Annotated in this window: 19 protein-coding genes; 4 read left to right on the top strand and 15 right to left on the bottom strand. The window is 29.4% G+C overall.

The genetic code is table 4. The features are described 5' to 3' along the window. Positions 1-3: 3 nt before the first annotated feature. The 10 genes from ruvX to sufC form a co-directional block, all read right to left on the bottom strand. Positions 4-429, bottom strand: a complete 426-nt coding sequence (ruvX, locus tag OF377_RS01280; RefSeq protein WP_263836098.1) for a Holliday junction resolvase RuvX — start codon at positions 427-429, stop codon at positions 4-6. Then, the gene (gene alaS, locus OF377_RS01275; RefSeq protein ID WP_263836097.1) at positions 422-3124 is read right to left on the bottom strand and encodes an alanine--tRNA ligase; all 2703 of its coding nucleotides are present in this window, start codon (positions 3122-3124) and stop codon (positions 422-424) included. Before alaS ends, ruvX begins: the two co-directional genes overlap by 8 nt. Further along, entirely contained in the window at positions 3112-4434 is a 1323-nt protein-coding gene (locus tag OF377_RS01270) for a thymidine phosphorylase (RefSeq protein WP_263836096.1), read from the bottom strand. Before OF377_RS01270 ends, alaS begins: the two co-directional genes overlap by 13 nt. Positions 4435-4500: 66 nt before the next feature. After that, positions 4501-6051 (bottom strand): hypothetical protein, encoded by a 1551-nt coding sequence (locus OF377_RS01265; protein WP_263836095.1) that lies wholly within the window; start codon positions 6049-6051, stop codon positions 4501-4503. 67 nt (positions 6052-6118) lie between these two features. Further along, a complete protein-coding gene (proS, locus tag OF377_RS01260) occupies positions 6119-7537 on the bottom strand; it encodes a proline--tRNA ligase (RefSeq protein ID WP_263836094.1) in 1419 nt (472 codons plus the stop codon). Position 7538: 1 nt separating this feature from the next. Beyond that, positions 7539-8936, bottom strand: coding sequence for a Fe-S cluster assembly protein SufB (gene sufB / locus OF377_RS01255; protein ID WP_263836093.1), 1398 nt, complete (start codon positions 8934-8936; stop codon positions 7539-7541). Then, positions 8926-9372, bottom strand: coding sequence for an iron-sulfur cluster assembly scaffold protein (locus OF377_RS01250; RefSeq protein WP_263836092.1), 447 nt, complete (start codon positions 9370-9372; stop codon positions 8926-8928). The genes sufB and OF377_RS01250 overlap by 11 nt, the downstream gene beginning before the upstream one ends. Then, positions 9359-10567, bottom strand: a complete 1209-nt coding sequence (locus OF377_RS01245; RefSeq protein ID WP_263836091.1) for a cysteine desulfurase — start codon at positions 10565-10567, stop codon at positions 9359-9361. Before OF377_RS01245 ends, OF377_RS01250 begins: the two co-directional genes overlap by 14 nt. Then, on the bottom strand, positions 10567-11175 hold the full coding sequence (locus OF377_RS01240; protein WP_263836090.1) for a SufD family Fe-S cluster assembly protein: 609 nt from the start codon (positions 11173-11175) through the stop codon (positions 10567-10569). Before OF377_RS01240 ends, OF377_RS01245 begins: the two co-directional genes overlap by 1 nt. Further along, a complete protein-coding gene (gene sufC, locus OF377_RS01235; RefSeq protein ID WP_263836089.1) occupies positions 11162-11980 on the bottom strand; it encodes a Fe-S cluster assembly ATPase SufC in 819 nt (272 codons plus the stop codon). The genes OF377_RS01240 and sufC overlap by 14 nt, the downstream gene beginning before the upstream one ends. 125 nt (positions 11981-12105) lie before the next feature. On the opposite strand from sufC, the gene OF377_RS01230 reads away from it, so the two are divergent. Together OF377_RS01230 and OF377_RS01225 are read left to right on the top strand one after the other, a co-directional pair. After that, the gene (locus OF377_RS01230) at positions 12106-15381 is read left to right on the top strand and encodes a DUF3713 domain-containing protein (RefSeq protein ID WP_263836088.1); all 3276 of its coding nucleotides are present in this window, start codon (positions 12106-12108) and stop codon (positions 15379-15381) included. 2 nt (positions 15382-15383) lie between these two features. Continuing rightward, positions 15384-16046, top strand: coding sequence for a ribulose-phosphate 3-epimerase (locus tag OF377_RS01225; protein ID WP_263836087.1), 663 nt, complete (start codon positions 15384-15386; stop codon positions 16044-16046). 216 nt (positions 16047-16262) lie between these two features. Here OF377_RS01225 and OF377_RS01220 read toward each other — a convergent pair whose 3' ends face one another. The 4 genes from OF377_RS01220 to OF377_RS01205 all read right to left on the bottom strand — a co-directional run bounded on the left by OF377_RS01220 (position 16263) and on the right by OF377_RS01205 (position 22264). Beyond that, positions 16263-16994: a Vmc-like lipoprotein signal peptide domain-containing protein gene (locus OF377_RS01220; RefSeq protein WP_263836086.1), complete on the bottom strand. Its 732-nt coding sequence runs from the start codon at positions 16992-16994 to the stop codon at positions 16263-16265. Next, on the bottom strand, positions 16981-18048 hold the full coding sequence (locus OF377_RS01215; RefSeq protein ID WP_263836167.1) for a S8 family serine peptidase: 1068 nt from the start codon (positions 18046-18048) through the stop codon (positions 16981-16983). The genes OF377_RS01220 and OF377_RS01215 overlap by 14 nt, the downstream gene beginning before the upstream one ends. A 105-nt stretch (positions 18049-18153) precedes the next feature. Next, complete coding sequence (locus tag OF377_RS01210) at positions 18154-18612, bottom strand: hypothetical protein (protein ID WP_263836085.1); 459 nt, start codon at positions 18610-18612, stop codon at positions 18154-18156. Positions 18613-19153: 541 nt separating this feature from the next. After that, a complete protein-coding gene (locus OF377_RS01205) occupies positions 19154-22264 on the bottom strand; it encodes a type I restriction endonuclease subunit R (RefSeq protein WP_263836084.1) in 3111 nt (1036 codons plus the stop codon). A gap of 637 nt (positions 22265-22901) precedes the next feature. On the opposite strand from OF377_RS01205, the gene OF377_RS01200 reads away from it, so the two are divergent. Continuing rightward, a complete protein-coding gene (locus OF377_RS01200) occupies positions 22902-24416 on the top strand; it encodes a type I restriction-modification system subunit M (protein ID WP_263836083.1) in 1515 nt (504 codons plus the stop codon). Here the strand turns inward: OF377_RS01200 and OF377_RS01195 are convergent. Further along, positions 24409-24816 (bottom strand): restriction endonuclease subunit S, encoded by a 408-nt coding sequence (locus OF377_RS01195; protein ID WP_263836082.1) that lies wholly within the window; start codon positions 24814-24816, stop codon positions 24409-24411. The genes OF377_RS01200 and OF377_RS01195 overlap by 8 nt on opposite strands. Positions 24817-24900: 84 nt before the next feature. Between OF377_RS01195 and OF377_RS01190 the strand changes: the two genes are divergently transcribed. Then, positions 24901-25400, top strand: a 500-nt coding sequence (locus OF377_RS01190; RefSeq protein ID WP_263836081.1) for a restriction endonuclease subunit S, incomplete at its 3' end; no start/stop codon positions are given.

Raw genomic sequence — 25400 nt, 5'->3', positions numbered from 1 at the left:
TGATTATCGCAGCACAGATTCTAAAATAACAACAGCCGCCATTTTATCCTTAACTTTTTTGCGTTGAGCAGCTTTAATGTTTTGGTCTTTTAGACGCTGAGTAGCAATTCGAGTGCTAAAACGTTCATCCACTAAAATAATTTTAATATTTTGGGGCTGATATATTTTTTTAATTTCGGCAACAAAATCTCGTACTAATAATGTACGTTCATTGGCAGATGCATCATAAACATTGGTTGGATATCCAATAACCAAAGTGTCAATTTGATTTTGATAACGAATAAAAATTTCATCAATATGTTTAAAGATATATTTTCAATCCTGGTTTGGATATTCAAAATTACTTAAACCAGTTGCAATAATATTCAATTCATCACTAATCGCAAAACCACACGCTTTTGTTCCAAAATCAATTGCTAACTTACGCATTAAAAAACTCGTTAATAACTCGTTTTAAATCATCATAAACACCCAAACTTGAAGATCCTCCTTGCAAGAAGTTATTTTTTCCACCAGCTTTAGTCTTCTCCAGAGTATTAATTCTTTGGGCAAGAACCTTGAAATCAAAATTCTGCTTTTCTAAATATGAATGATTAGTTGCTATTAATAATTGAACTTTTTCGCCCACAGTATTTAGCGAAACAAAAACACTTGTTTGGTTGTCATTAATTAATTCATTGAATGCATTAAAAATTAACTTATTATCTTGGTCGTTAAATTCTAATAGACGTAAGGGCGTGCTAAGTTTATTAAATTGATTTTTAATATCTGCAATAATATGGCGTTGGTTGTTTTTTTGTCATTGAACTTTTTTAGCAGTTAATTCTGCAAATAGGACTGTAAATTCGTTTATTACGCCATCGTTAAAACTAGTTAGTTGCATAAATGAATTATATGCATGTTTTAGCTGCTCATTTGTTAAAACAAAAGAATTTACTAATGTATTTAATTGGTTCTGGTAATTTTTTAATAACTCATTGTTATAATTTCTAATCGTTTCAAAACCAGTGATCATTGTAATTCGATAAGATCCTGAACCTTTTGAACTAAAATCAATAATTTTAACCTGTTCAACCTCACGAGTATTATGTACATGTGTTCCCCCACACAATTCCATACTTGGTCCCATTTGGATAACTCTTAGTTTTCCTTTAATTTTTTTATAGTATTCTCCAAAGTATGCAAGAGCACCCATTGCTTTTGCTTCTTCAAGATCCATATACATTTCTTTCGTGTCGTACTCCGCGCGAATAATATCATTCATATAATCTTCAATCATTGTTAATTGATCTGGTGTTAATTGTTCGTGATAATTGAAATCAAATGTTGCACGTTGAGGGGTTTTTGAAGCACCTTCTTGTTTTATATCTAAACTAATAAGTTTCTTTAACGAATGGTGTAGCAAATGTTCTGATGAATGGTTTTTCATCACATCTGAACGGTCTTTGGCATTAATTTCCAAACGTACACTTTGACCTAAAAATAAATTTGCATTTCGCACTTGGTGGATGTTTAACATATTATTTGATTTAAATACATTATAAACTTCAAATGTTTCATCACCAGCAATAATAACACCTGTATCTGAAACTTGTCCTCCTGCAGTTGCATAAAAACAAGTTTGATCAAAAATCACGTAAGCATCTTGGTGACTGGCCTGGTCAATAATATTAAAATCCTCATCCAAAAGATAAATAACTTTTGCATTATTGATAATTTCGGTATCATATAAAAATTTTGATTCTACATCAATATTCATTAACGCTTCATTTTGAACAGCCATTGCCTTTGCTGGTTTTTGCGATTGTGATTTTTGTTGATGTTCTTTAAACAATTTCTCAAAACCATCAAGATCTAGTACCAATTCATTCTTCTTAGCTAACTCTTTGATTAATTCAATATTAAATCCATATGTGTCAACCATTTTAAACAACATTTTTGCATCAAGCTGTTTACTTTCTAGTACTTCGTCAAAAATTTTAATTCCCTTACTATACGTTTTTTTAAAAGCATTGACCTCTTGATTAATAATATCTTTAACTTTAGCAATTAATTCACTTGTTAAATAAGTATAAAAATCAATCATTTGGATGACAATTGCATCAATCACAGTATCAATTCACTCTTGATCAATGATATTTAATTTGTAAGCAAACACAGTGGCTCGACGAATTAAACGACGTAAAACATAACCACGATCCTTGTTAGCAGGTATCGCCCCATCAGCAATAGCAAATAAACTAGCACGCATATGATCAACAATAACTTTGTACGCAAAATTAATTTCATATTGTTCATCTTGAACTTGTTTAAAGTAATTTTGACTATCATACTTAAACGGACTTAATTTCTCTAGAGCCTTGATTGCATTATAAAAACCATCTGCGTCGAAGTTTGTAGGAACTTCTTGCAAAACGCAAGCAATTCGTTCTAGACCTGCACCTGTATCAATGTTTTTACGTTTAAGTTCTGTGTAGTTATTTTTTCCATCATTATTAAATTGCGAAAAAACAATGTTTCAAATTTCAACATACCGGTCATTTTCTAGATCTTCGAGAATTAATTTTTCTCCAATACCTTGTGGATCATACAAGATTCCGCGATCAAAGAAAATTTCTGTACACGGCCCACACGGCCCTGAACCTACATCCCAAAAATTTCGATCACGATTTCCTTTAATAATTCGTTCAGGATGAATTCCTTGGTTAATTCACACTTGATAAGCTTCATCATCCTCTTCAAAAACCGTGATTCATAAATTATTAACATCAATTTCTAATTCTTTAATTAGAAATTCATAAGCAAACTCAATCGCTTCTTTCTTGAAATAATCGCCAATCGAAAAATTCCCTAGCATTTCAAAAAATGTATGATGACGAGCGGTATGACCAACATTAAAAATATCGTTTGTACGAATTGCTTTCTGTGAATTAACTAATCGGTTTGCAGGGGGGTTTTTTACTCCTGAAAAATAGTCTTTTAATGTCGCAACACCTGAATTAATTCACAATAATGATGGATCATTATTAGGAATTAACGAAACTGGTTCAAGAAAATAATGACCCTTTTTGCTAAAAAAATCAATTCATTTTTTTCTAATTTCATTGGTTGTTAATTTGAACATACATCCTCCGCACGTAATACATCTAAAATTGCTGGTTCTTGCTTAGTTGGTTCTTTTAAATACACAACATTGTCAACGAAACGTTTTATAACAGCATTGTTAATCGGTTCATCTGCATATAAATGAGCAATAACATCATTTTTATTTGCTCACTCGTTTTCTTTTTTATCAAGATAAATTCCCGCCTGTCAATCTAAAGGCTCATCTTTGACTTTTCGCCCGGCTTTTAAATCCACTGCAATCAAACCTATTTCTTGCGTAGACTTAAAATTAATATACCCATCTTGATCAGCTATAATCACTGCTTCATATTTAGGTTGGAATAGGGTGTTATTAGCTACTGCATTATAATCTCCACCCATCCACTTAATTCATTTAATAAAAATATCATAAGCGGTTTTATTCTTTAAAACATCGTCAATTTTTGCTTGAGCATTTTCTACTGAATTAGCCCGTTTAGTTTCTATTAAAATGTCAATTAAAAAAGTGTTAATTAGTTCGTACAAATCGTTTGAAGCAAAATTATTTTGTAAATAATTAACCGCTTCTCTAACCTCAATAGCATTCCCTACACTTCGACCAAGAACCCTATTCATATTTGTAATATGTACAATAGTTTCACGATTAAAACGTTTCGCTAAATATAAGCATTTTTCAGCTAATTTCTTTGCATCGGCAAATGTTTTTGTAATTGACCCATCTCCTGTCTTAATATCTAAAAAAATGTAATTAGTCTGTAATGCAAACTTTTTAGACATAATCGAAGCTGCTGCTAGTTCAAGTACATCAACTGTGCTTGTTGCATCTCTAAGTGCATAAATATATTTATCGATAACGGCAACATCACTACTTTGGCCGGTCAAAATAAAATGATTATCCTTGTATTGTTGTTGATAAGTTGCTAAATTAAAATCAACATTCATTTTCATTGATTCTAATTTGTCAACCGTTCCTCCAGTGTGGGCTAAACCACGACCAGACATCTTACCAACATAAAAACCTAATGCCACAAGCATCGGTGTCATAATTAATGATACCTTGTCCCCAACACCGCCCGATGAGTGTTTATCGACTACAATTTCATTATCGACAAGTAAATCTATAATACTACCTGATTCAACCATAATTTTGGTTGCATAATACATTTCATCATTGTTATATTTATTAAAATACACAGCCATAAGAAATGCTGACATTTGGTAGTCAGGAATTTGTTGGTTAGCATAACTGTGGTATAGTCAGTGCAATTCATCAAAAGTTAAAGCTTCTTTTTTTTGTTTTTTACTAATTAAATTTAAAATATTGTACATATGTTAGTCCTTTAAAATGCAAAAAATAGATACAACATGTATCTATATTTATTGTTGATTAATATATTATTTTTGTGATTCTGTTGCAAATCATGTATGACGATTCTTGTATTTTGATTGTGAAATAGTAGGTAAAACTTCTTGTTCTACCACTGGTTGCAATACACTAGTTACTGAATTAGCAAGCGGAACAATTACTTCTTCATTTTGATATTTCGCCATATTATCTAATGTTTGTGGAGTTTCGTCTAGAATTTTGAATTTATTTGAAACATCTGCTTTTTCTAGCTCTGAAAATTGATCAACCAAATTTTCTTCTTCATTAATTACGGGTAATTCCTCTGTTTCACTAGCCAAAGCAACTGGCTCACTAACCACTACTGATCTAGGTTCACCAACAACTTTTTCCGTCACTAAGTCTGTTGTATTTTGGTAACCAATATTACTCTTTAATTGTTGCATATTTGCTAGTATTTCTAAGCGTTGATCTAAATATTTTACACGGGGGTCAATAATTGGTCGTGGGTGATTTAAATAACAAGTAATGCATTCATCAATTGTACGATCTAAACGAGTACAACACACTTTTTTAGCAGAAAGATCTTGTTGTTCAACAGCCAAAAAATTGATAGGTGTACCTGTTTGAACATTTTCAATACCCGAAGAAGGTTGTTGAGATGCAACTGTATTTTCCTCATCTAATGAACCTTTTAATCATCACTGCATTTCAATTTTATCAACATCACCATGGTGGTCATCTTGATAAAGATCCTCAATTTTTGAAAAGTTTTCATAATAACCTTCTAAAGGTAATAAACGTAAAGGATCAATTTTAGATGTGTCATCTAGTAAGTTCATTTCAATTGCATCTTCTAATGTTTTTTCAGCATCAACAAACCCACTTCTCTGTACATCAACAACCGAATCTTGAGTAGAAGCTTGTTCTTCTAGCGCTAAAGTTGAATTTGGTAAAGATGCAAAAATTAAATCTTCATTAGCTGATGACTCTTTGCTTGATTCTAACTCCGTTTTTGGTTCTAAGTCATTGTTAATAGAAGAAACAATTACTGGCTTTGTATTACTTGTATTTGTCTTCTGATTAAAAACATTAGCTTCTTCTCTATATTTTCCAATGTTTTCTAATGTTTTTTGACTTTCATCAAGGGTTTTAAACCGGTTTGAAACACCAGCTTTTTCTGGTTCAGAAAATTGATCTGCAAAATTAACTCTTGCCTTATCAGCAATTTTTGTATTTGGCGTTTCTTCTTGTTCCTCAACTACCGGATCTACATGAATAACCTCTTCAACTACTGGTAAAGTGAAATCGGACTTAATTTCTTCCTTAACTTTTGGTTGTACAAAATTTTCTTTTACTTGCTCTTTCTCTAGTAAAACAAAATCATCTAATTCTCACAACTTGTTTGATGTTATCGAATTAGCATCGTCTGGTTTATATGTGCTTTTTTGTTCACTATCTAACCCAGTATTATCTGTTGTTCCTTTAATAATTGTTGGTTTTTTGTGATGATCCGAAGAATCAGAATCTAAAACCACTAATTCATCAAAAATAACCAAATCATCATTTTTGATGGGATTTGTTTTTTTATTTTTATCCATCAATTTTCACTCTTTCTATTGACATAAGCATAAATATTTATATCTTATCTATAATTATATTATCAAATTAATATGCACGTGCAAACAAGGTTAATTTATTTGTTTTTTTATTTGTAAAGAAACAAGGGTGTTCCTCTTCGGTATATGCTACAATACAACGTGAAGAAGCATTTGTTAAATTTTTAATTTCTTTATCATCCGCTTCTGTTCCATCGAAGTAACATAGTGCTACTTTTTTCTTATCTATCGCGGCTTTTAATTCTTCAATACTATTTGCATATACAATACTATCCTTTTGATGAAGAAGAGCTTTATTATAAATATTAGTTTTAATGTCATTATATAAATTTACAACATAATTATTTAGTTCATCAATTTTGACAATCGTCTTTGTTTTTTCATCCCGACGATAAACAGTAACTTCGTTATTTGTTAAATCCTTTGCCCCAACAATAATAACAATTGGGGTGCCAATAATTTCCTGCTCAGCCATTTTAAAGCCAATACCTTTATTTGAATCATCAATTTCAACACGATAACTCTCCAGATTGTTTCTGATTGCTTCCAAGGCTGCGTCAACTTCATTTTGCATATTTTTATTATTAATTGAGACTAATGCAATTTGGGTTGGGGCAATTGGTGGGGGGAGAATTAAACCCTGGTCATCCGCGTGAACCATAATCAATGCACCAATTAAACGAGTTGATACACCAGCTGACATTTGATGTACATAATTTAATTTATTATCATTACCTTGGTATTTAATATTATATGTTTGAGCAAATAATGTCCCTAAATAGTGTGATGTTCCAGCCTGCAAGGCTTGTCCATCCTGCATAACAGCTTCAATGGTATGCGTTATTTCTGCACCCGCAAATCTTTCTCATGGTGTTTTTTGACCTTTGAAAACAGGCAAACATAAACACTCTTCTGCAAAACGTGCATACTCGTCAATGATATCACTTGCAAATTGTTGAGCTTCATCCTGTTGAGCAAAAACAGCATGTAATTCTTGTCAATGAAATTCTGAATTTCTTAAAAAAGGTTTGGTAGTTTTTTCTGCACGCATCACTGAACATCACTGATTAACTTTTACTGGTAAATCTTTATATGAATTTACCATATTAGCAAAGTATTGACAAAATAAAATTTCACTCGTTGGACGAATTACATATTGATTATCTAACTGCTTATCTCCGATGTGTGTAATTGTGTATAACTCCGGAGCAAATCCTTCAATGTGATCTTTTTCTTTCTGAAATTCACTAATCGGAATCAAGGTTGGCATCGCTAAATTTTTAACCTGGTATTTTTTGAAAACTTGATCAATTGTGTTGCGAATACTTTCTCAAATCGCTCATGCATTAGGTAAAAAAATCATTGCCCCTTTCACATTCGTGTGCATCATTAATTTTGCATTACTTACTACTGATTGATATCAAGCAGCAAAATCTTCATCCCGTCGTATAATTCGTTCTAATTTCATATTATCCAATTGCTCCAGTCATATCTAATTTTAATAATCGATTTAATTCAGCTGCGTATTCCATTGGCAGTTCATCGCTGAATTCTTTTAAGAAACCAAAGACGATTAATTGTTCAGCTAGTTCTACACTAAAACCTTTGGTTTGCAAATAAAATAATTGTTCTGCACTAATTTTTGTTACTGTTGCCTCGTGGTTTAAGTACGAAGAATTATTTTCGACAATTTCTAACGGAAAAGTATCACTTCGTGCGGTTTCATTTAATAGCAAAGTATCACATTCTACTTTACTAGTACTAAATGCAGCATCTGGTCCAATTTTAACCAAACCACGATATCGTGAATCCCCCGTCCCGTAGCCTACTGCCTTAGAAATGATTTTACTCCGTGTATAAGGGGCTAAATGAATCATTTTTGCACCCGCATCCTGGATAACATTAGATTTAGCAACGGCGATAGAAATGCATTCACTAGAAGCATAAGGTTCAGCAAGAATTGATGCTGGATACTTCATATTGATGCGTGAACCTATGTTCCCATCAATTCATGTCATATTTGCATTTTCCCCAACATACGCACGTTTAGTAACTAAATTTAAAACATTATCACTTCAATTTTGAATCGTGGTATACCTACACTTGCTATTCTTATGCACATAAATTTCAACCACTGCAGCGTGTAGATTATCTTTCTGATAAATCGGGGCTGTACATCCCTCGATATAATGAAGTGATGAATTTTCTTCAATAATAATTAGTGTTCGCTCAAATTGCCCTAATGATTGTGAATTAATTCGGAAATAAGATTGTAAAGGTAAATTAATTCTGGTGTTTTTTGGAACATAGATAAATGTTCCACCCGAAAAAACAGCAGAGTTTAATGCAGCATATTTATTATCATTAAATGGAACTAATTTTCCTAAATATTTTTTAATTAATTCAGAATGCTCGTTAACTGCGGTATGAATATCTGTAAAAATTACACCCTTATTTTTTAATTCGTTCATTAATGAACCGTAAACCACTGATGAATCATATTGTGTATGTACCCCATTCAAAAACTTAGCTTCTGCTTCTTGAATATTTAGCGCTTTAAAAGTATCCTTAATTTTTTGGGGTACATCGTCTCATGACTTTTTAATATCAGCACTAAAAGTTGCGTAATAAATATAATCATCAAAATTAATAAAATCTAAATTTGCGCCTCATTTAGGATTTTTTAAATTTATAAATGCTTGGTATGATTGCAATCGAAATGCCAGCATTCAATCAGGTTCATTCTTATGTTGAGAAATCGCTTTAATAACATCAATATTTAAACCTTTTTGTGTTTGAAAATCAGGTTGAATATCATCTGCAAAACCATAAAGATAAGGACGCTTAACAAAGTTATTATCGCTCATATTGTTTTAAACATTCCTTAATTGCAACAATTCCGTTTAAACCACAGCGAATACGGTTAGGTTGATTTTTAATGTTATGAAAAGCAATTAATTCAGCAAGCATCTCTTCGTTATAATCGTTTCCTAGTAACATTTGTTCATATTCATTTAATAATGTTTCTGCATCACTAATGGTGCTATTGTTCAACATCTCCACCATAATATCGGTTGATGCTGTTGCAATTGCACAACCAGTTCCCAAAAATTTTATATCAATGATAGTATCGTTTTCAACTTGAACAAAAACTGTAATATCATCAATACACGATTCAATCCGGTTCCGAAAATTCAAATACGGTGCTGGTTTAGCATTGTCAATGCGTTGAGTTGGTTTTTCATAATGTTGCATAATAATGTTGCGTAAAACCAAGGGATCTTTAGTTTTAAATAAGCCCATCAAGTTCATCTCCTTTGTGGTATTTTTTTAGAACATCAATTAAATAATCAATGTCATCTTTTGTGTTGTATAAATAAAATGATAACCGAACTGCAGCTTGTGTGTCTAAAATATCATTCATTAATTTTGCGCAAGACAAACCAGCTCGACAAATAATCTTATTTCGTCCTAAGTAATGTGCTAAATCCTGGGCAAAAACCCCATTATAATTAAACGAAATAGTTGCAGAAAAATGTTCGGGGATATACATTTTGATCGCGGGAATCTCTTTTAATCTAGACACGGCATAGTTCATTAACTCTCGCTCGTGTTCGAGAATAGTATCATAACCAATCTGTTTAATAAACTTTAAAGCAGCATTAAAACCATAAACCCCTGCTGTATGTGGTGAACCACCTTCAAAGCGCATATAATTATCAAAAATACCAAAATCATTTGCTTCTATGTATGAATTCATTCCTCCGCCATATTTTAGAGGTCGAATAAGATTAATTAATGCCGGTTGGATGTACATTGCGCCAATACCGGTTGGTCCAAAGATTTTGTGTGCCGAACACACCACAAAATCAATATCACTATTCTGTAAATTAATGGGTCGGTGTTGGACTGATTGAGTTGCATCAACCAATACGAGAATATCTTTGTTATATCTTTTAACAATATTTGTAATCTCGTTTTCATCCAAGACATGGCCAACTAAATTTCCTCCTGAGGCAAAAGCGACAATTTTGGTTTTAGAAGTTAAAACTTTAGCGAAATCACTAACCTGGGGAAGTTTATTTTTAGGATTTGCAAAAATAATTTTCACCCCAATTTCTTTTTGCAACACATACCATGGCAATAAGTTTGAAGCGTGTTCACTTGTAGTTAATACAATTTCATCACCTGGTTTTAATAAATGTTTTAAGCCAAATGCAATTGTATTAATGCTTTCTGTGGCTCCACTTGTAAAGATAATACTTTCATCATCATCTGTATTTCATCAATCTGCAATCTGTTTCCGGGTTGCACTTAAAATAGCATTCGCTTGGTAAGCGAAGGGGGAATCATTATTATGAGGATTTGTCGATTGAGATAAATAATACTCATTAATTGCGTCAATTACACTCTGGGGTTTTAGCGAAGTTGCTGCTGAATCAAAATACGTGTAATCTGGATTATGTTTAAATCAGGGAAAATAATGCTTGTAGTTCATTAGATAATCCTTTCAAAAGTATCACGTATTTTTTGTCAATACTTATTTTTAATATCATCATCAAAATGATTTAGGACTTGGTTAAACATTGCCGTAACAATTAGGTAAATTGCGTCATGTTTACTTAAGCCTTTCAGTTTTAAATAAAACAACACATCATCAGGAATATTACCTACTTCATAAGCGTGTGAAGCTTTTACGTCATTGGAATCAATTGTTAATGTCGGTTGACCTTGTACCCTTGCATTATTCAATAATGTCGCTTTAATTGTCTGTGCAACCTGATTACTATGACATTTAGCATGCAAATGAGCATTTAAAAAAACCGATGTCTGTGAATTATTAAACCCAATAACCTGAACATAGTTAATTGCTTTTGCAAAATTATTATTTAAATAGGCTTGAATGTTAATTTCTTTTGTGTAATTTTCATAGTTTAAAACAATCAAATGAATCGTTGATTCCACATTATCATATAAATATTGATTAATCTTAATCTTGTGAGGGTGCGGGTTAAGATCTAACAAATAATAGTCGGTATTTTTGTGAATATGTAGATCAAAATTAACATCCTGATCAACAATAATAAGCTGCTTATCTATTTGCACCACATACTCCTAACTGAATATTTTCAAATGTGTCTTTTGATTTTTGTTTACTTATTGTAATCCCCAATTCTTTTTCAACCCAAGCATAACCCTCACTTAGAATTCGTTGTGCTAATGACATATCACCAACTTGTACAATTTGTCCATTAATCATTAATAATACCTTAGTTGGGGGGATTAAATTCACTAAGCCATTGTTGTGCGAAATATAGCAAATTGCCTTGTTTAAAACACGCTGTTCCTGCAAAATGTTACTAATCATTTTTAATGCATCCACATCTAATCCCGAATCGATTTCATCTAAAAAGATAAAATCCGGATTCAAAACTGCAAGTTGTAAAATCTCGTTTTTCTTTTTTTCTCCACCACTAAAATTATCATTAAATGAACGCTGCAATAACGATGAATCCAATGATAATACCTTCATTTTTTCATTTAATTTACTATATAAATCTAAAACATTTAAATTTTCATTATTTTCATAATTACTAACTAACGTTCGATAAAAATCAAGCATGGCCAGCCCCGGAATTTCGATTGGATTTTGAGTTGCTAGAAAAACTTTTTGTTGAGCAATATCATTAGTTTCATAATCGTTAATACTAACATCATCAAACAAAATATCCCCCATATCATAACTGAGACTATAATGTTTCATGATCGCTTTAAACAGCGTTGATTTTCCATGTCCATTTGGACCCATAATTGCAATGACATCGCCTTGGTTAATCGTTAAATTAATATCAGATAAAATTTTTTCATTATCAATACTAACACTTAAATTTTTAATTTTGATCGTTTGCATTCAATCTCCTTAATACAACAATCTGCAATTGCTGTTTATTTTTTTGTATAATTAATAAAATATTGCTTTAAACTATGCATATAACTTATTAATTATAATATATTTAAAATACTGTTGGAGTTGTTATGAAATTTAAGAAAAAATTATTCCCTTTACTTGCAAGTGTTCCCTTGATGTTAGCAACCGTTGGAATAGCCGTGGGATGTGCAAAAATATCCAAGACTAACGCATTTAAAACAAGTATTAATATTGGTGATGGTAAAAACATTAGTTCAAATTTATCTACATTAGATGCATGAAATACAATTATGCATACTGACACCGGTGTTAGAACTTTTTTAACTGCTCAACTCAAAGCGAACATTTACGAGTGAGTGAAACAAAATACTAATGTTAAATGAAACCGAAGTGTTGATCGTTTTATCCAAAATAAAAGTGATGAACTAGACCGGATTGCAAAAACAGCAGCTGAACGGTTTGGTAATGACAAGGATATTGCGATCCAAAATGCTATTTACAATAGTTTTGGGGGGACAAAAGCTAACTGAATCAAATTCCAAGCTATTGATCACGCTTATTCATTAATTGATGAGCAAGTATTTGATGACAAAAATTTATTGTTTGTGCAAGACGATGATCAAAATTTCATAAACACAATAACCAGTGATGCACAAGTTTATTTACAAAAACAAAATCCTGTATCAATTTTTAGTAATAACGAAAGTGATAAAGGGTATGCGCATTTTTTAAACTTCATTGCCGATCAATATGTTAGACAAAACTTTCCAGTATCATTAGTTAAAACTAGTTTTAGTTATGATGATTTAAAAAACCAAAACCTATTTAACAAAGAAATTTTTAAACAACTACCCGAAAAAGCGAATCAATCTTTTCCTTTTTTTAATAAAACCCCTGATAATGATAAAACCCACAAAAATTATCAAAAGTTTATTACTGCAATAAAAACAGATAACTGAATGATCAACGCTGACAACAAAGATTTAATTAGTTTTCAAAGTACTAATCTAACAGATTTAGTTAATAAAAAAGACCTGCAAACCAATGAAGTATTAGGAATTATGCGTTTAGTTACCCAATTAAATAGTAATCAAACATCAAATGACATTCCTGTAGTTGAAGGTTTCAAAGATGATTTGCTCGCAAATTTTGTTCGCACAGACGAGCAGTCAATTCCAGGGTTTAATAAATTCTTTTACCCCTTATCTTTAAATAATCAAAACGCCTTTTCTAATGATTTAGCCAATATAAAACAAATTACTAACCAAATTATTGTGCACGCAAATAATCAATATTTTAGTGTCAATTTAACACCTACAGGGGTAAATATTTATACACTTGTAAATGCAAATCAATTACAAGAGAAAAACGCTAATGAAAGCGCTTTTTATACATATCTAAAAAACCAATTCCTTTTACAAACTGCTTTATTCAATAACAAGACAACCAATTTACCTACAGTTGATGGTTTAAAAAAACTAAAAGATTTCTTTAAAAACCATAAAGACCAATTGTTAGTAAGTTATTATGCACAAACTTTTAATGATCCCGATTTCCTATTTAAAACCAATTTAGCAGAAGGAGCCAGCTTTAGTCCAACCTCATTCAACGACAACACAACTAAACTTATTAACGAATGATTTAAATTTAGCCAAAACAACAACAACGAACAGCTATATCGAACTATGAATCAACTCGTAAATACTTACAACAAGCAAGTTGCAGACAATGTGTTAGCGGCTAATATTTTCGATAACGGTTTGCGCTCAGGAATTAAATTAACACAAGATAAAAACAACAACTATACAATTACAAGTGAGTTATTAAATACGCTACATTTAGAAACTACACCCAATAATGAACAACTAGATAATTTAATAAACACACTTGCAGCAAGTTATGAGATAAATACTAATTTAATTAATCCCAATGTTAATCGTACACAAAATATTACTTTTAATAACTATGTTGTAAATACTGTATTTAATAATGCATACCAAACACAAACAATGTCAAACCTTGTCTTACGCAAAGTTTATGAGCAATTATTTTTAAATATTATTGATTTAAACCAGTTGACATATTTGCCTATTGATCAACAAAGTTTAATTAATGATGCGATTAATATGTTTATTAAACAAAAACAACAAGTTGTGAATTCAAATAATAAATTCCACTCTAACCCTAGTGAACAATTAAAAACAAATGCTGATTTATACAATTTAGCATTACAACAAAATCATCTAAACATTAAAATTAAAAATTTATTGCTAAATTATGAGCTTGATGCAAACGATTTAAAGCAATTATATACATTTGTTTATTTACTTGGAATTAAAGATGAAAAAGTTACTCTAGACAACTTTAAAAAATATTTAAATTCACTACTTGAAAGTAATGATAACCAATTATTTGTTGCCTATGCAATGCAAGAAAATACAAAAAATTTACCCAATTTTGGAAAAAATGTTTTTTATGATTACGCAACACATATTTACCAACCTGAAAACGAGTTATGAAATACATTGAACATAAATCCAAGTGAAGTATATATTAATCAGGACAACAAAATTGTAAACTCTCAAGAATTCTTGAACAATTTAACATATGTTAAAAATCCCCAAATCATAAACTATACAACTGTTGATAACAAAATTATCCACAGTTATCTTGGTTTAATTACAAAAGACAATCAACGTACCCGTTTAAATGAACACTTAAATAGTGTAGATTTATTTGATAACAAAACATTTATAGTTAATGATGATGAGCAAATCAAATATAAGGGTGTATTATATAAATACACATCTAAAGATGCGTTAATTAGTCTTGTCCAATCGTTTAATAGTTATAACCAATTCTATGAGTTAGCTACTGAATTGAAAGATTTATTATATTCAACACAAACCAATGATCAATTACAAACTATCATTAACAAAACTAAAGAATATTTGGATTCAAATAACAATAAACAAACATTACCTCTAACATTCGATGAACTTCGTTCGAATATGGTAGAGACAATTAAGCTTTATCCAGACATTATGTTTACCCCACTGCAACTTGATTATATTTACTACCGTGATGCAAACAAAGTTACTAACTTGTTTAATGTTAAGGACCAACCTGATTGAAAACAAACACTTGTGGTTTCCCAATTCAATGCAAACGATGTTAAGCAATTGGATTGAAACCAAACAACAAGCACATCACTCTTAAAGCTATCGCGTGACCAGTTAATTAAAATGGTGATGTTATTGGCAATTAATGAACCAACAATAAGCATTCAAGCTTTAAGTAAAATTAATCCTGAGTTTAAAGCTCAAATTTTTGACCAACGTTTATACAACGAAAATACCCAACCATTTGTAAAAATTAAATAAGTATGTCCAATTATCTCTATTCCTTATTAGCATTTGATAATAATTTACAAATCCGCAACCAACAAATTAAAACCTTTTGCAAAAATGGTTTTAATTTTTGTCATTTTGATGTAATGGACGGAATTTATGTTACTAATACAGCTTTCAATACATTTGATCTTGATCTTTTATTTGCAAACCAAGTTAGGATACACGTCCATTTAATGGTTATTGATCCCATTAATTACATTCGTAAATATATTAAATATCCGATTAATGGCTTATCTTTTCATTTTGAATCACAAGACATCGAAACAAACCTGGCATCTTTACAATTATTAAAAAAACATAATATTAAAGCAGGACTTGCTATTCATCCTTTTGTTGATATCAATAATTATTTAACACTATTAAGAGAAGCGGATTACGTGACTTTAATGTCGGTTATTCCTGGTAAAGGTGGGCAAACTTTTTTAAAAGAAACCGATGATAAACTAGCTAAATTAATATCTTTGCGATCTAGATATAATCTAAATTTTGCAATTGAAATTGACGGGGGGGTTAATTTAGAAATTATTGCAAGATACAAAAACAAAATTAACTACTATGTTTCTGGTTCTTTTTTAGTTCAAAACATCCATCAACTAGCTAATATTAAAAAAGAGTTCAAAGAACTAGTAAAATAAAAAAAATAATTACAAAAAGGAGTTTTTATACAAAAAAATATTGATTTATTTCTCGGCTGTACAAGCTTGGCATACGGGTTTTATAAAAATAATTTTGAGTTTATTGAAAACCTTCAACAAGCTACGCTATAAAAAACTAATAACTAATTTGTTTTTACGTAAATAAAAAGCACAACTTTTATTTTGCTGTGCTTTTTCGTTTACATTTTAGAATTGTTATTGGCCTTTTTTAATTACCGATTTAACATTATCGACAACAAATTCGACTTCTAGTTGATCTAATGAAATGTTTTTCTTATCAACAATAATGAAAAATATTTTAGTAGTTTCCCAATATACATTGATTGATAAACCTGAATCGTTTACCTTAACTTGGGGTTTAAAATCAAAATTAACAACTAGCTTATTGTTTTCTAATGTGTAGTTTTTAATGTTTAAACCCGCTGTTGAATTACCGATAATTCCTTCTTTTCAATCATTAACAATTGAATCTAAAACAATAACACTTTGGTTCTGCCAATTAATAACGAAATCTTTTTTTAATTTTCATTGTATTGATTCAACAACATCTCTATAATTCCTAGGATAATCAGGGTCAAATTTATAATCAAATATTTTGGCTAACTGATCCTTTGAAGATGTTGTTAAATTGTTTCATTCATCTTCGTTTTTTACAAGTGAAACATAAGTTCTATTTTCTGAAGATTCACTTTTTGCAGTTTCTGCAAACATTTTTGTTTCTTTGTCATAAAAAATATGTGGTGTTGGGCTTTCGTTTCCTAATGCAAAAGTTTTAACTTTTCCATCAGCTGATAAATAAAAACCAGAACTTGGGCCCGAAAATCTATTTTTTTCTTTGCACGAGGCGGCAATAGTTGTAATCACACCCGCTGTTAAAACAAGCGAAAAAGTCGCAAGTAAAATTCTTTTAGTTTTATTTTTTAACATAGGTTAATGCGACCTCCTTGATTCCTAAAAAATTAGATAAACCATAAGTTTTTAGCTTATAATAACCAGATTTTTGAGCAGTATATTCAATCACTTCTGCGTTTTTATTAGAACTCAACGACAAAGCAACACTAGTTTGGTCGGGGTCAATTAATTGTAAGTCAATGTCTACTTTGTGAGAATTACCACCATACAAGTAGGCAATGCTTGCTCGTAAAGTTTCGCCCTCACTTAAATACACAGTTCTAATGTCTGATATTGAGTTGTTACTAATATAGAAAACTGATAAATTATCTAGTGCTTGGTTCATCAATTTGTAATTAGGAATACCAAAGCCAGTTTCGTTTGTGTAAATTTGGTTAGTAGTTTTAGGTTTGCGCGAACCAGTTAAAAGTGCTGATTTAAAAATAATTGAATCTGAACCTTGGTCAAACCGGTACTTACGATCTTGTTTTAACATTGTTGCCATTGCTGTGACAGCAGGCGCTGCGAAACTTGTTCCTCTGTCGGTTGAACCATCACTAAAATTATATGTTCCTGGAACTGCTACTGAGATATAATTCAACTCGTTGCCAACCTGACTATATTCAGCTTTTTTTCTTCTTCAAATTTTTTTGTCCAAAGCCCCAACAATAATGCTGTTTTGTGAAAGTGTTGTTCCAAGAAGTTGTCGATAAGGCGAACCATAATAGCCTTCATTACCCGCTGAAATCACATTTATTAGTTCAGAATTGTTATAAATCAAATCATCTAGATACTCAGAATAACCATTATAGTTTTCTCAATCTTTGTGGTGTAGGAAAACCCAACTATGGTTAATAATGTTTGTGTAATACATTAAATAATTCATTTCACCGGTCATTCCGTTCCAATTTGTATCTAACTGAACAGAAATTAATTCAGCAGTTGGATTAATACCTTTTGCACCTACAATAATTTCCCCTACATGATTAGCATGATCACTGTATTTTTCAGCATAAAAAGCATGATTTCTTCATCATACCCCATTACCATAATTTACATTTCAATAAAATCCAGGGTAATATGTTTCAATTACACCACCTGCTTCTAAAATACCAACTGCAAGTTTCTTTTTTTATGTTTGTAAAAATGAACTTTTCTAGTGTCAAAATCTAACCCAATAAAGCTTAATAATCGGTTAATTATTTTTTATTTCTTTATTATCAACACTTGGTGGTAAAAGATCTTTTTCTACACTTTGTGCTATTAAATTTTTATTTTTTTGCAAATTAGCAAAGTCATCATAATAAACACTATTGCTAAATTGATAAACATTTTGATAATCAATTTGGTTTTCGTTAATGAATAAATCGATTAATGCTAATAGGTCCTTGACATTTGTATCCTTGAAGTATGCAACAGAAACGGCGCGCACATTTTTAGCATAAGAGAATGGCAGGTCTTTATTAAATTTATTTTTCAACAAATCTTTCAATAAATTAACTTGTTGTTCACTTAAATCTTGTTTAAATAGAATGTCAATTCTGTTTACACCAATTTTTCTTGTTGAATTTTCTTTGTTTGAATTTGATTGGGCAAAAGCATTTGCAAAATCGATTTTAGTTACTCTTAATTGCTTTTTAATCGCTTGCGTCATACTTTTTGAAGCATTAACATTGTTTATGTGAATAGACGCTCCTAGCGCGGTTGATGCTAATGCAATAGAGCCAAAAACACCTAGCCAAACTTTATTTATTTTTTCATATTATAGTTTTTCCTTAGTTTTGAAAATAGGCAAAACAATTAATCACTAGTTTGAGCAAAAATAAAAGTCTTACCTAAAATTAATCATAGATGTATTTATAGAAAAAACACATTTTTTATGTAATTTACCGAAAAAATATTAAAAATATGTGTAAACCTTTAAATTTTGCAACAAGTAAGACTTAATTTCAATTTACATCCTCCCTTTTATAAAACTAGCTTGTTGGTTTTTGTAATTTTGCTATGTGCTCTAAAAAATAGCAATAAAAAAATCAACAAGGAAGGCAAACGCTCAACAATTGGTTGTAAACACGATAAATTATGTTTTTAACACAAATAATACAACAAGATATGTTGTGTTATTTTATAACAAAAATTCAAGTACAATAGTTATGCACTTGAATTTTTTTTATAAAAAATTAAAAATAAAAATATTATCGTTTTTCTTCCATTATATATTCAGCTTGTTTGATAACATCTTGAACTGCTTCTTTTGTGTATTCAGGTGGGTAATTATATTTTTTTAAACATTCCTTGATTTTAGTTCTCATTTTAGCTCTTGTAGCTTGTTTATGAGATCAGTCTGTTGTTGCATATTCTTCAATAATTTCTTTTAATTCATGGGCAATTAATTTTAAAGTTTCATCATTTAATAAATCATGTGCTGATCTATCTCTAATAAGAGCATCATAAAAAGCCCTCTCTCTTCCAAATACACCAACGCGATTAGCTTCTTCTTCATCAGAAACCATTTCATTAGCAAAAGAAACTAAAACAGCAATAGTGGCTTCGGGTAAAAATTCACCATCTCTATTAGAATATTTCTCTAAAATTTTTCTTAATCTCTTGCTGTATTCTTGGGACTTAAAATAATTATTTTTTCTGGATTCAAATATTGCTCTTTCTAATAATTGCTTAATAATTTCCATAAAGACTAGAGGTGGATTTTTTTGTCTTAATTCTGCGATTTTTTTAGGACTTAATAATTCAATCACATTTATTGATTCATTTTTGTTTTCAGTTAATACCTTAACTTCATCGCCTTTAATTGCATCAGCTAATAATTTAGAAACATAAACATTCATGTCTTTAATAGATATATTAAAATAACTGGTTCTTAATTTTAAAATGAAACTTCTTATTGCTAAATAATAATAAACATCATTTTTTTCTTCTTCTGTAGTTATACCACCACAAAGAACAAATGCTTGTTTAATAGAGATCGATAAATCTTCCATAAATTGAATTTCTCTTTCTTTTGTTTCTAGGACAAATTGAGAACCAAGTTGAATTGCTGCAAATCTCTTAGCTGAGTCATTGCTATAAAATTTACTTTTATCAACCTTGAAAAAACATTCATTCAAAAAACTTAATTTTTCTTTAAAAAGATTATAAATCTCTTTACGAATATCTTGAACTTTTTCTTTTCTATCTCTATCAGTGTAAAATGTGAATGCTTCATCGAGTGCTTTTGATAATCCTATATAGTCTACAATTAATCCTCCTTCTTTACCTGGATAAATTCTATTAACACGTGCTATAGCTTGCATTAAATTATGAGCTTTTAAACGTTTAATAAAATACATTACATCTAAATCTGGTACATCAAAACCAGTTAGCCACATATCTACAACAATTGCAATTTTATATTTGGAATTATCTTTTTTAAATTCTTCTCCTAATGTTCTTCTATAATCAGAATCTCCAAAAATCCGTCTTTCTTGCTCTGTATCTTTGTTGGATTCTGTAACAACCAATATAACTTGGTTCTTCATTTCAGGATATAAATCTTCAGTAATTTTCTTATAAAGTTTTAAAGCTGCAACCCTTGTTTGGCAAATAATCATTGCCTTACCATTCAAAAAACCTTTTCTTTCTTCATAATGTTCCATAATATTTTTAGCAAATAGTTCAATCATATCGTCATCTTCAAGAATAACCTTTAATTTTGACATTTCTTTTTTTGATTTTTCAATGGATTCACTATCAGATTTTTCGTTTTCTTCTAAATCTTTATAATAAGCATCTATTTCTTTTAAGTCATTATCATCGATTCAAACTTTAGCCAATCTAGATTCATAATATAATTTAACTGTAGAACCATCTATAATAGATTGCGTCATATCATAAGTATCAATAATTTCACCAAATACATCAGTAGTTTGTTTATCTTTACTTGAAACAGGAGTTCCGGTATATCCAATAAAAGTTGCATTTGGTAATGCTTCTCTAATATACTTTTCTACACCATACTTAAAAATCGCTTTATATTCATCTGTATTTTTGTTTTTTTCATACTTAACAGTTTCATAAATACCATAATGACTTCTGTGAGCTTCGTCTGTCATAACAATAATATTAGTTCTTTCGTTTTTAGGTAAATTATTTTTATCAAACTTCCCAATTGTAGTTAATATAATGCCCCCTTGTCTTAAATCATTTAATTTATTAACTAAATCTTCTCTGGATATAGCTCTTTGCGGTTCGCATTTTAAATAATCTCTTGCACTATAAAAAGTTTTATCTAATTGATCATCTAAATCGATTCTATCAGTTAAGACAACTATAGTAGGTACTTTTAAACTTTGTTCACAAATAATTCTATGTGCTAACATAACCATAGAATATGACTTTCCACTTCCTTGGGTATGTCATATTATTCCCGCTTTTCCATCACCGACAGGTTTGATAGCATTTTTAACAGAATTAACAGATTTGAGAACTCCAAAATATTGATGATATTGTCCCATTATTTTTATAGGTTTATCATTTTTGTCTAATATAAAAAATATATTATTTTTAATAATATCTAAAAAACGAGTTTTATTAAAAACCCCTTTTATTAAAACATCTAATTTATGTACACAATTTGTATCATATCCCTTTTCGCCTTCTATGCTTTTTCACTCATTATATCTATCTATTTTAGATGTTAAAGTTCCTACTTTAGTATTTACCCCATCTGAAATAACTAAAAATGAATTAAAATTAAATAGAGTGGGAATGTCATATCTATATCCATCATTTTCTGAATTAGAACCTAGTTGTTCATATGCACGTTCTAAAGTTGCGTTAATTGCATCCTCTGCAAATGATTTTAACTCCATCACTACTAAAGGGATACCATTAACATAAATTATAACATCAGGAATTCTAGTGTTTTTTCCTTCATTAAATTTAACTTGGTGAACAACTTGAAAAACATTATTTTCTGGATTATTAAAATCAATAAAATATATTGTGGGATTTATGTCATCTACTGTTTCGAGAGATAATCCATCAATTAAAAGTTTGTGAAAATCATAATTTCGTTCAAATAGTGAAGGGTTGTCTAAAGTTAATATATGATTAATTGCCATTTCTAAAATTGATTCATCATCAATCTTATTAATCCGTCTTAAACAATCGAATAATACTTTTTTGTTAATAAATTCATCAAGTTGACGATTGTTTAATCAATAATCATTTTCATTATCCAAAAACTCATATTTTTCATTTTTTAACAAGATTATTATAGTGTTTTCAACTTCATTTTCATTAAACATAAAAACTCACTTTCTATATTATTATATTATTAATTTATTGGCAATTATTTGCTTAGTTAAAATTACTTAAAAAATAAACAAAACATCATTAATTATTAACACTATCACTATAAGAAATTAAATAAAATTAAAATAATTTATTATAAATTAATGAAAATTATAAAATAAGATTTTCTATAAGTAAATGTTCTAAATATTGACTAAAAAAATAATGAAAAAATATTATTCTAAATTAATTCTAATTGTAAAAAATTTTACACTATTCATTTACAAAAATTATTTTTTAATCAAACTCACTCAAACATTTTACATTTAAAATTTAGGTTCTATTTTTAATTTAAAATATTTCTATATTTTATTAATTTTTAAGGTTTTTTAGATTTACAGAGATATAGTTTTGACTTTTACTTTGAAAAGGGTAAGTAAAAAATAAGATTAAGAAAAATAAAAAAATAGTTTTAATATAATTTTTCATATGGCAATTTTTGTATATTTAAACAAAAATAAGAATTAATAAAAAATTTGTAATTTATCCACGAATATGTTAATATAAACAAAATCAAAGGGTAATCAATTATACAAAGTTAAAAATATTTCAAATAATCAGAAATAAACAGTAAATTAAGGGAGAAATAATATGTCAGAAATCATTGCTGAAAAAGTTTTATGAGGAGCTGCTGAAAAGTTAAGAGATAAATGTGATCCTGCTGACTATAAAAACATAGTCTTAGGTTTGGTGTTTTTAAAATATGTTAGTGATAAATACAATGCTAAATATAATGAATTAGTAAAATATAATGATGGAAGAGAAGACGATGAAGATTATTACATTGCGGAACACGTCTTTATAGTTCCTAAAAATGCATTATGATCCGAAATTTCTAAATACACAAAATCTAATAAAATTGATCCTGAGACTGGTAAAATATATAATTTAGGTCAATTAATTGATATGGCCTTTGTCGAATTGGAAAAACACAATGACCAACTAAAAAACATTTTGCCAAAAACTTATTCTAAAAGTGATTTAGATAAAGATGCGCTAGGTGAATTAGTTGATTTCTTTACTAATAACTTGAATATGGAAGAGACAGATGGCGATTTTTTTGGTCAAGTATACGAATTTTACATTGGGGCATTTGCAAAATATATTCCGACAAAGGGCGGGGAATTCTTTACTCCTAAATCATTAGTTGAATTAATGGTAAATATTTTAGAACCATATAGTGGTAGAGTTTATGATCCTTGTTGTGGTTCAGGAGGTATGTTTGTTCAGTGTTCTGAATTTGTAAAACAACATCAAGGTAATGTAGATAATATTTCTATTTTTGGACAAGAAAGTAATCCAGGCACCTGAAAAATGGCTAAAATGAATTTAGCTATTAGGGGTTTGGAAGGGAATCTAGGTCCTTCAAATGGAGATTCTTTTACAGATGATAAACATAAAGATTTACAAGCAGATTATATCTTAGCTAATCCTCCTTACAATTTAAAATCTTATTGAAAATCTACTTTAGAAGGTGATTCAAGATGGGTTTTTGGAAGACCTAATGATAAGGATGCTAACTATGCATGATTATCATTAATGTATTCAAAGCTTTCTCCTAATAAAGGCAAAGCAGCAATACTAATGCCAAATGGTGCAACAACAAGTAATCGAAATGATGATTATAATTTAAGAAAAAACATGATTCAAATGGGTAAAGTTGACGCAATTATTGCGTTACCCAATAAATTATTTTCTAATGTTAGCATCTCTGTGCAATGCTGAATATTGAATGCAGCAAAAACTGATAAAGATATATTATTTGTAGATGCGGGTGATAAAGGAAAATTAATATCAAAAAAAATCCGAGTATTAGAAAATGAAGATATTAATTTAATTGTTGATACATATAAAAAATTTAAGAATGATGAGTTTAATGAGGGAATTCCTGGATTTGCTAAAGTAGCATCACTTTCAGAAATTCAAGAAAAAGACTATTCACTAAACCCTGGTAGATATGTTGGTGTTGATGAATCAAATAAATTATCAGATGAAGAAATCAAAGAACAACTTAAATTAGCTACCAATGAATTATTAGAATTAATGAAAAAAGGAGAAGAACTAGAAAATAAAGTTAAAGAGATTTTATTAAATGAGATTAAATAATGTCAACTATGTGTTGTTGAAACTCTAAAATTGTTGAGGGTATTTGCATTTGTTCAATATGCCTTAAACGTAAAGAAGGAACTGTTGACCCAACTGCAACTTTACTAAAATAATTATTATTATAAAAAATATAATAAAACAAAAATTTAGGTAAATAATCTTTAGAAAATATATCGATAAAATAGCACCTTTGATGTAAATCAAATTTACCTTTATAATATATGGGAATAAATTCTTTTCCTTCTCCTGGAATTATAATTCCTTCAGAATCAAAAAGATATTTATTACTGTGTTTTATAACTTTCGATCTATCAAATAACGGAAAAATTCCATTTTCTATATTGTTGTCAGAATTTGATGAACCATTTTTTATTTTTGCTACATCTTTAATAAATTTCATAATTTCCTCTTTTATATTAAGTAAAGTTACACAATATTTATTAATCTGATTTAAATTTTTATAAACAAACATTGGAGGGATAATATGCTTTTAAAATATATATTAGATTTAAAAAGCGGTAAATTACCAGTTTTAAATGAATATGGTAAATATAATGTATATGGATCTTCAGGAATAATTGGTAAAACTGATTTTTTTAATTCAAATAAAGAATCAATTTTTATAGGGAGAGTAGGAAATTGTGGTTCTTTATTTTTTAATAAATTTGAATCTTGAGCTTCTGATAATGTGATTATAGCCACGCTAAGTAATTCAGAATTTATACTGAAATATATATATTATTTTCTAAAAACAATTAATTACAAAAACATAAGTATAGGTAGCACACAACCGCTATTGACTCAAGATATCATAAAGTCAATTAATATACCAGAGTTTTCATTAATTTTTCAACAACACATAGTTGACACTATAGGAAGTGTTGATGATTTAATCGAAAATTACCAAAAGAGAATAACAAAAATACATGAATTAAGTGACATGATAGTGTCTAAAATAGATAAATGACTCCCATATGATTATGT

Source organism: Ureaplasma sp. ES3154-GEN, assembly GCF_025780075.1.
Taxonomy (GTDB): Bacteria; Bacillota_I; Bacilli_A; order Mycoplasmatales; family Mycoplasmoidaceae; genus Ureaplasma.
The sequence above is the reverse complement of the archived record's forward strand: the minus strand, read 5'-3'. Positions and strand labels throughout refer to the sequence as shown.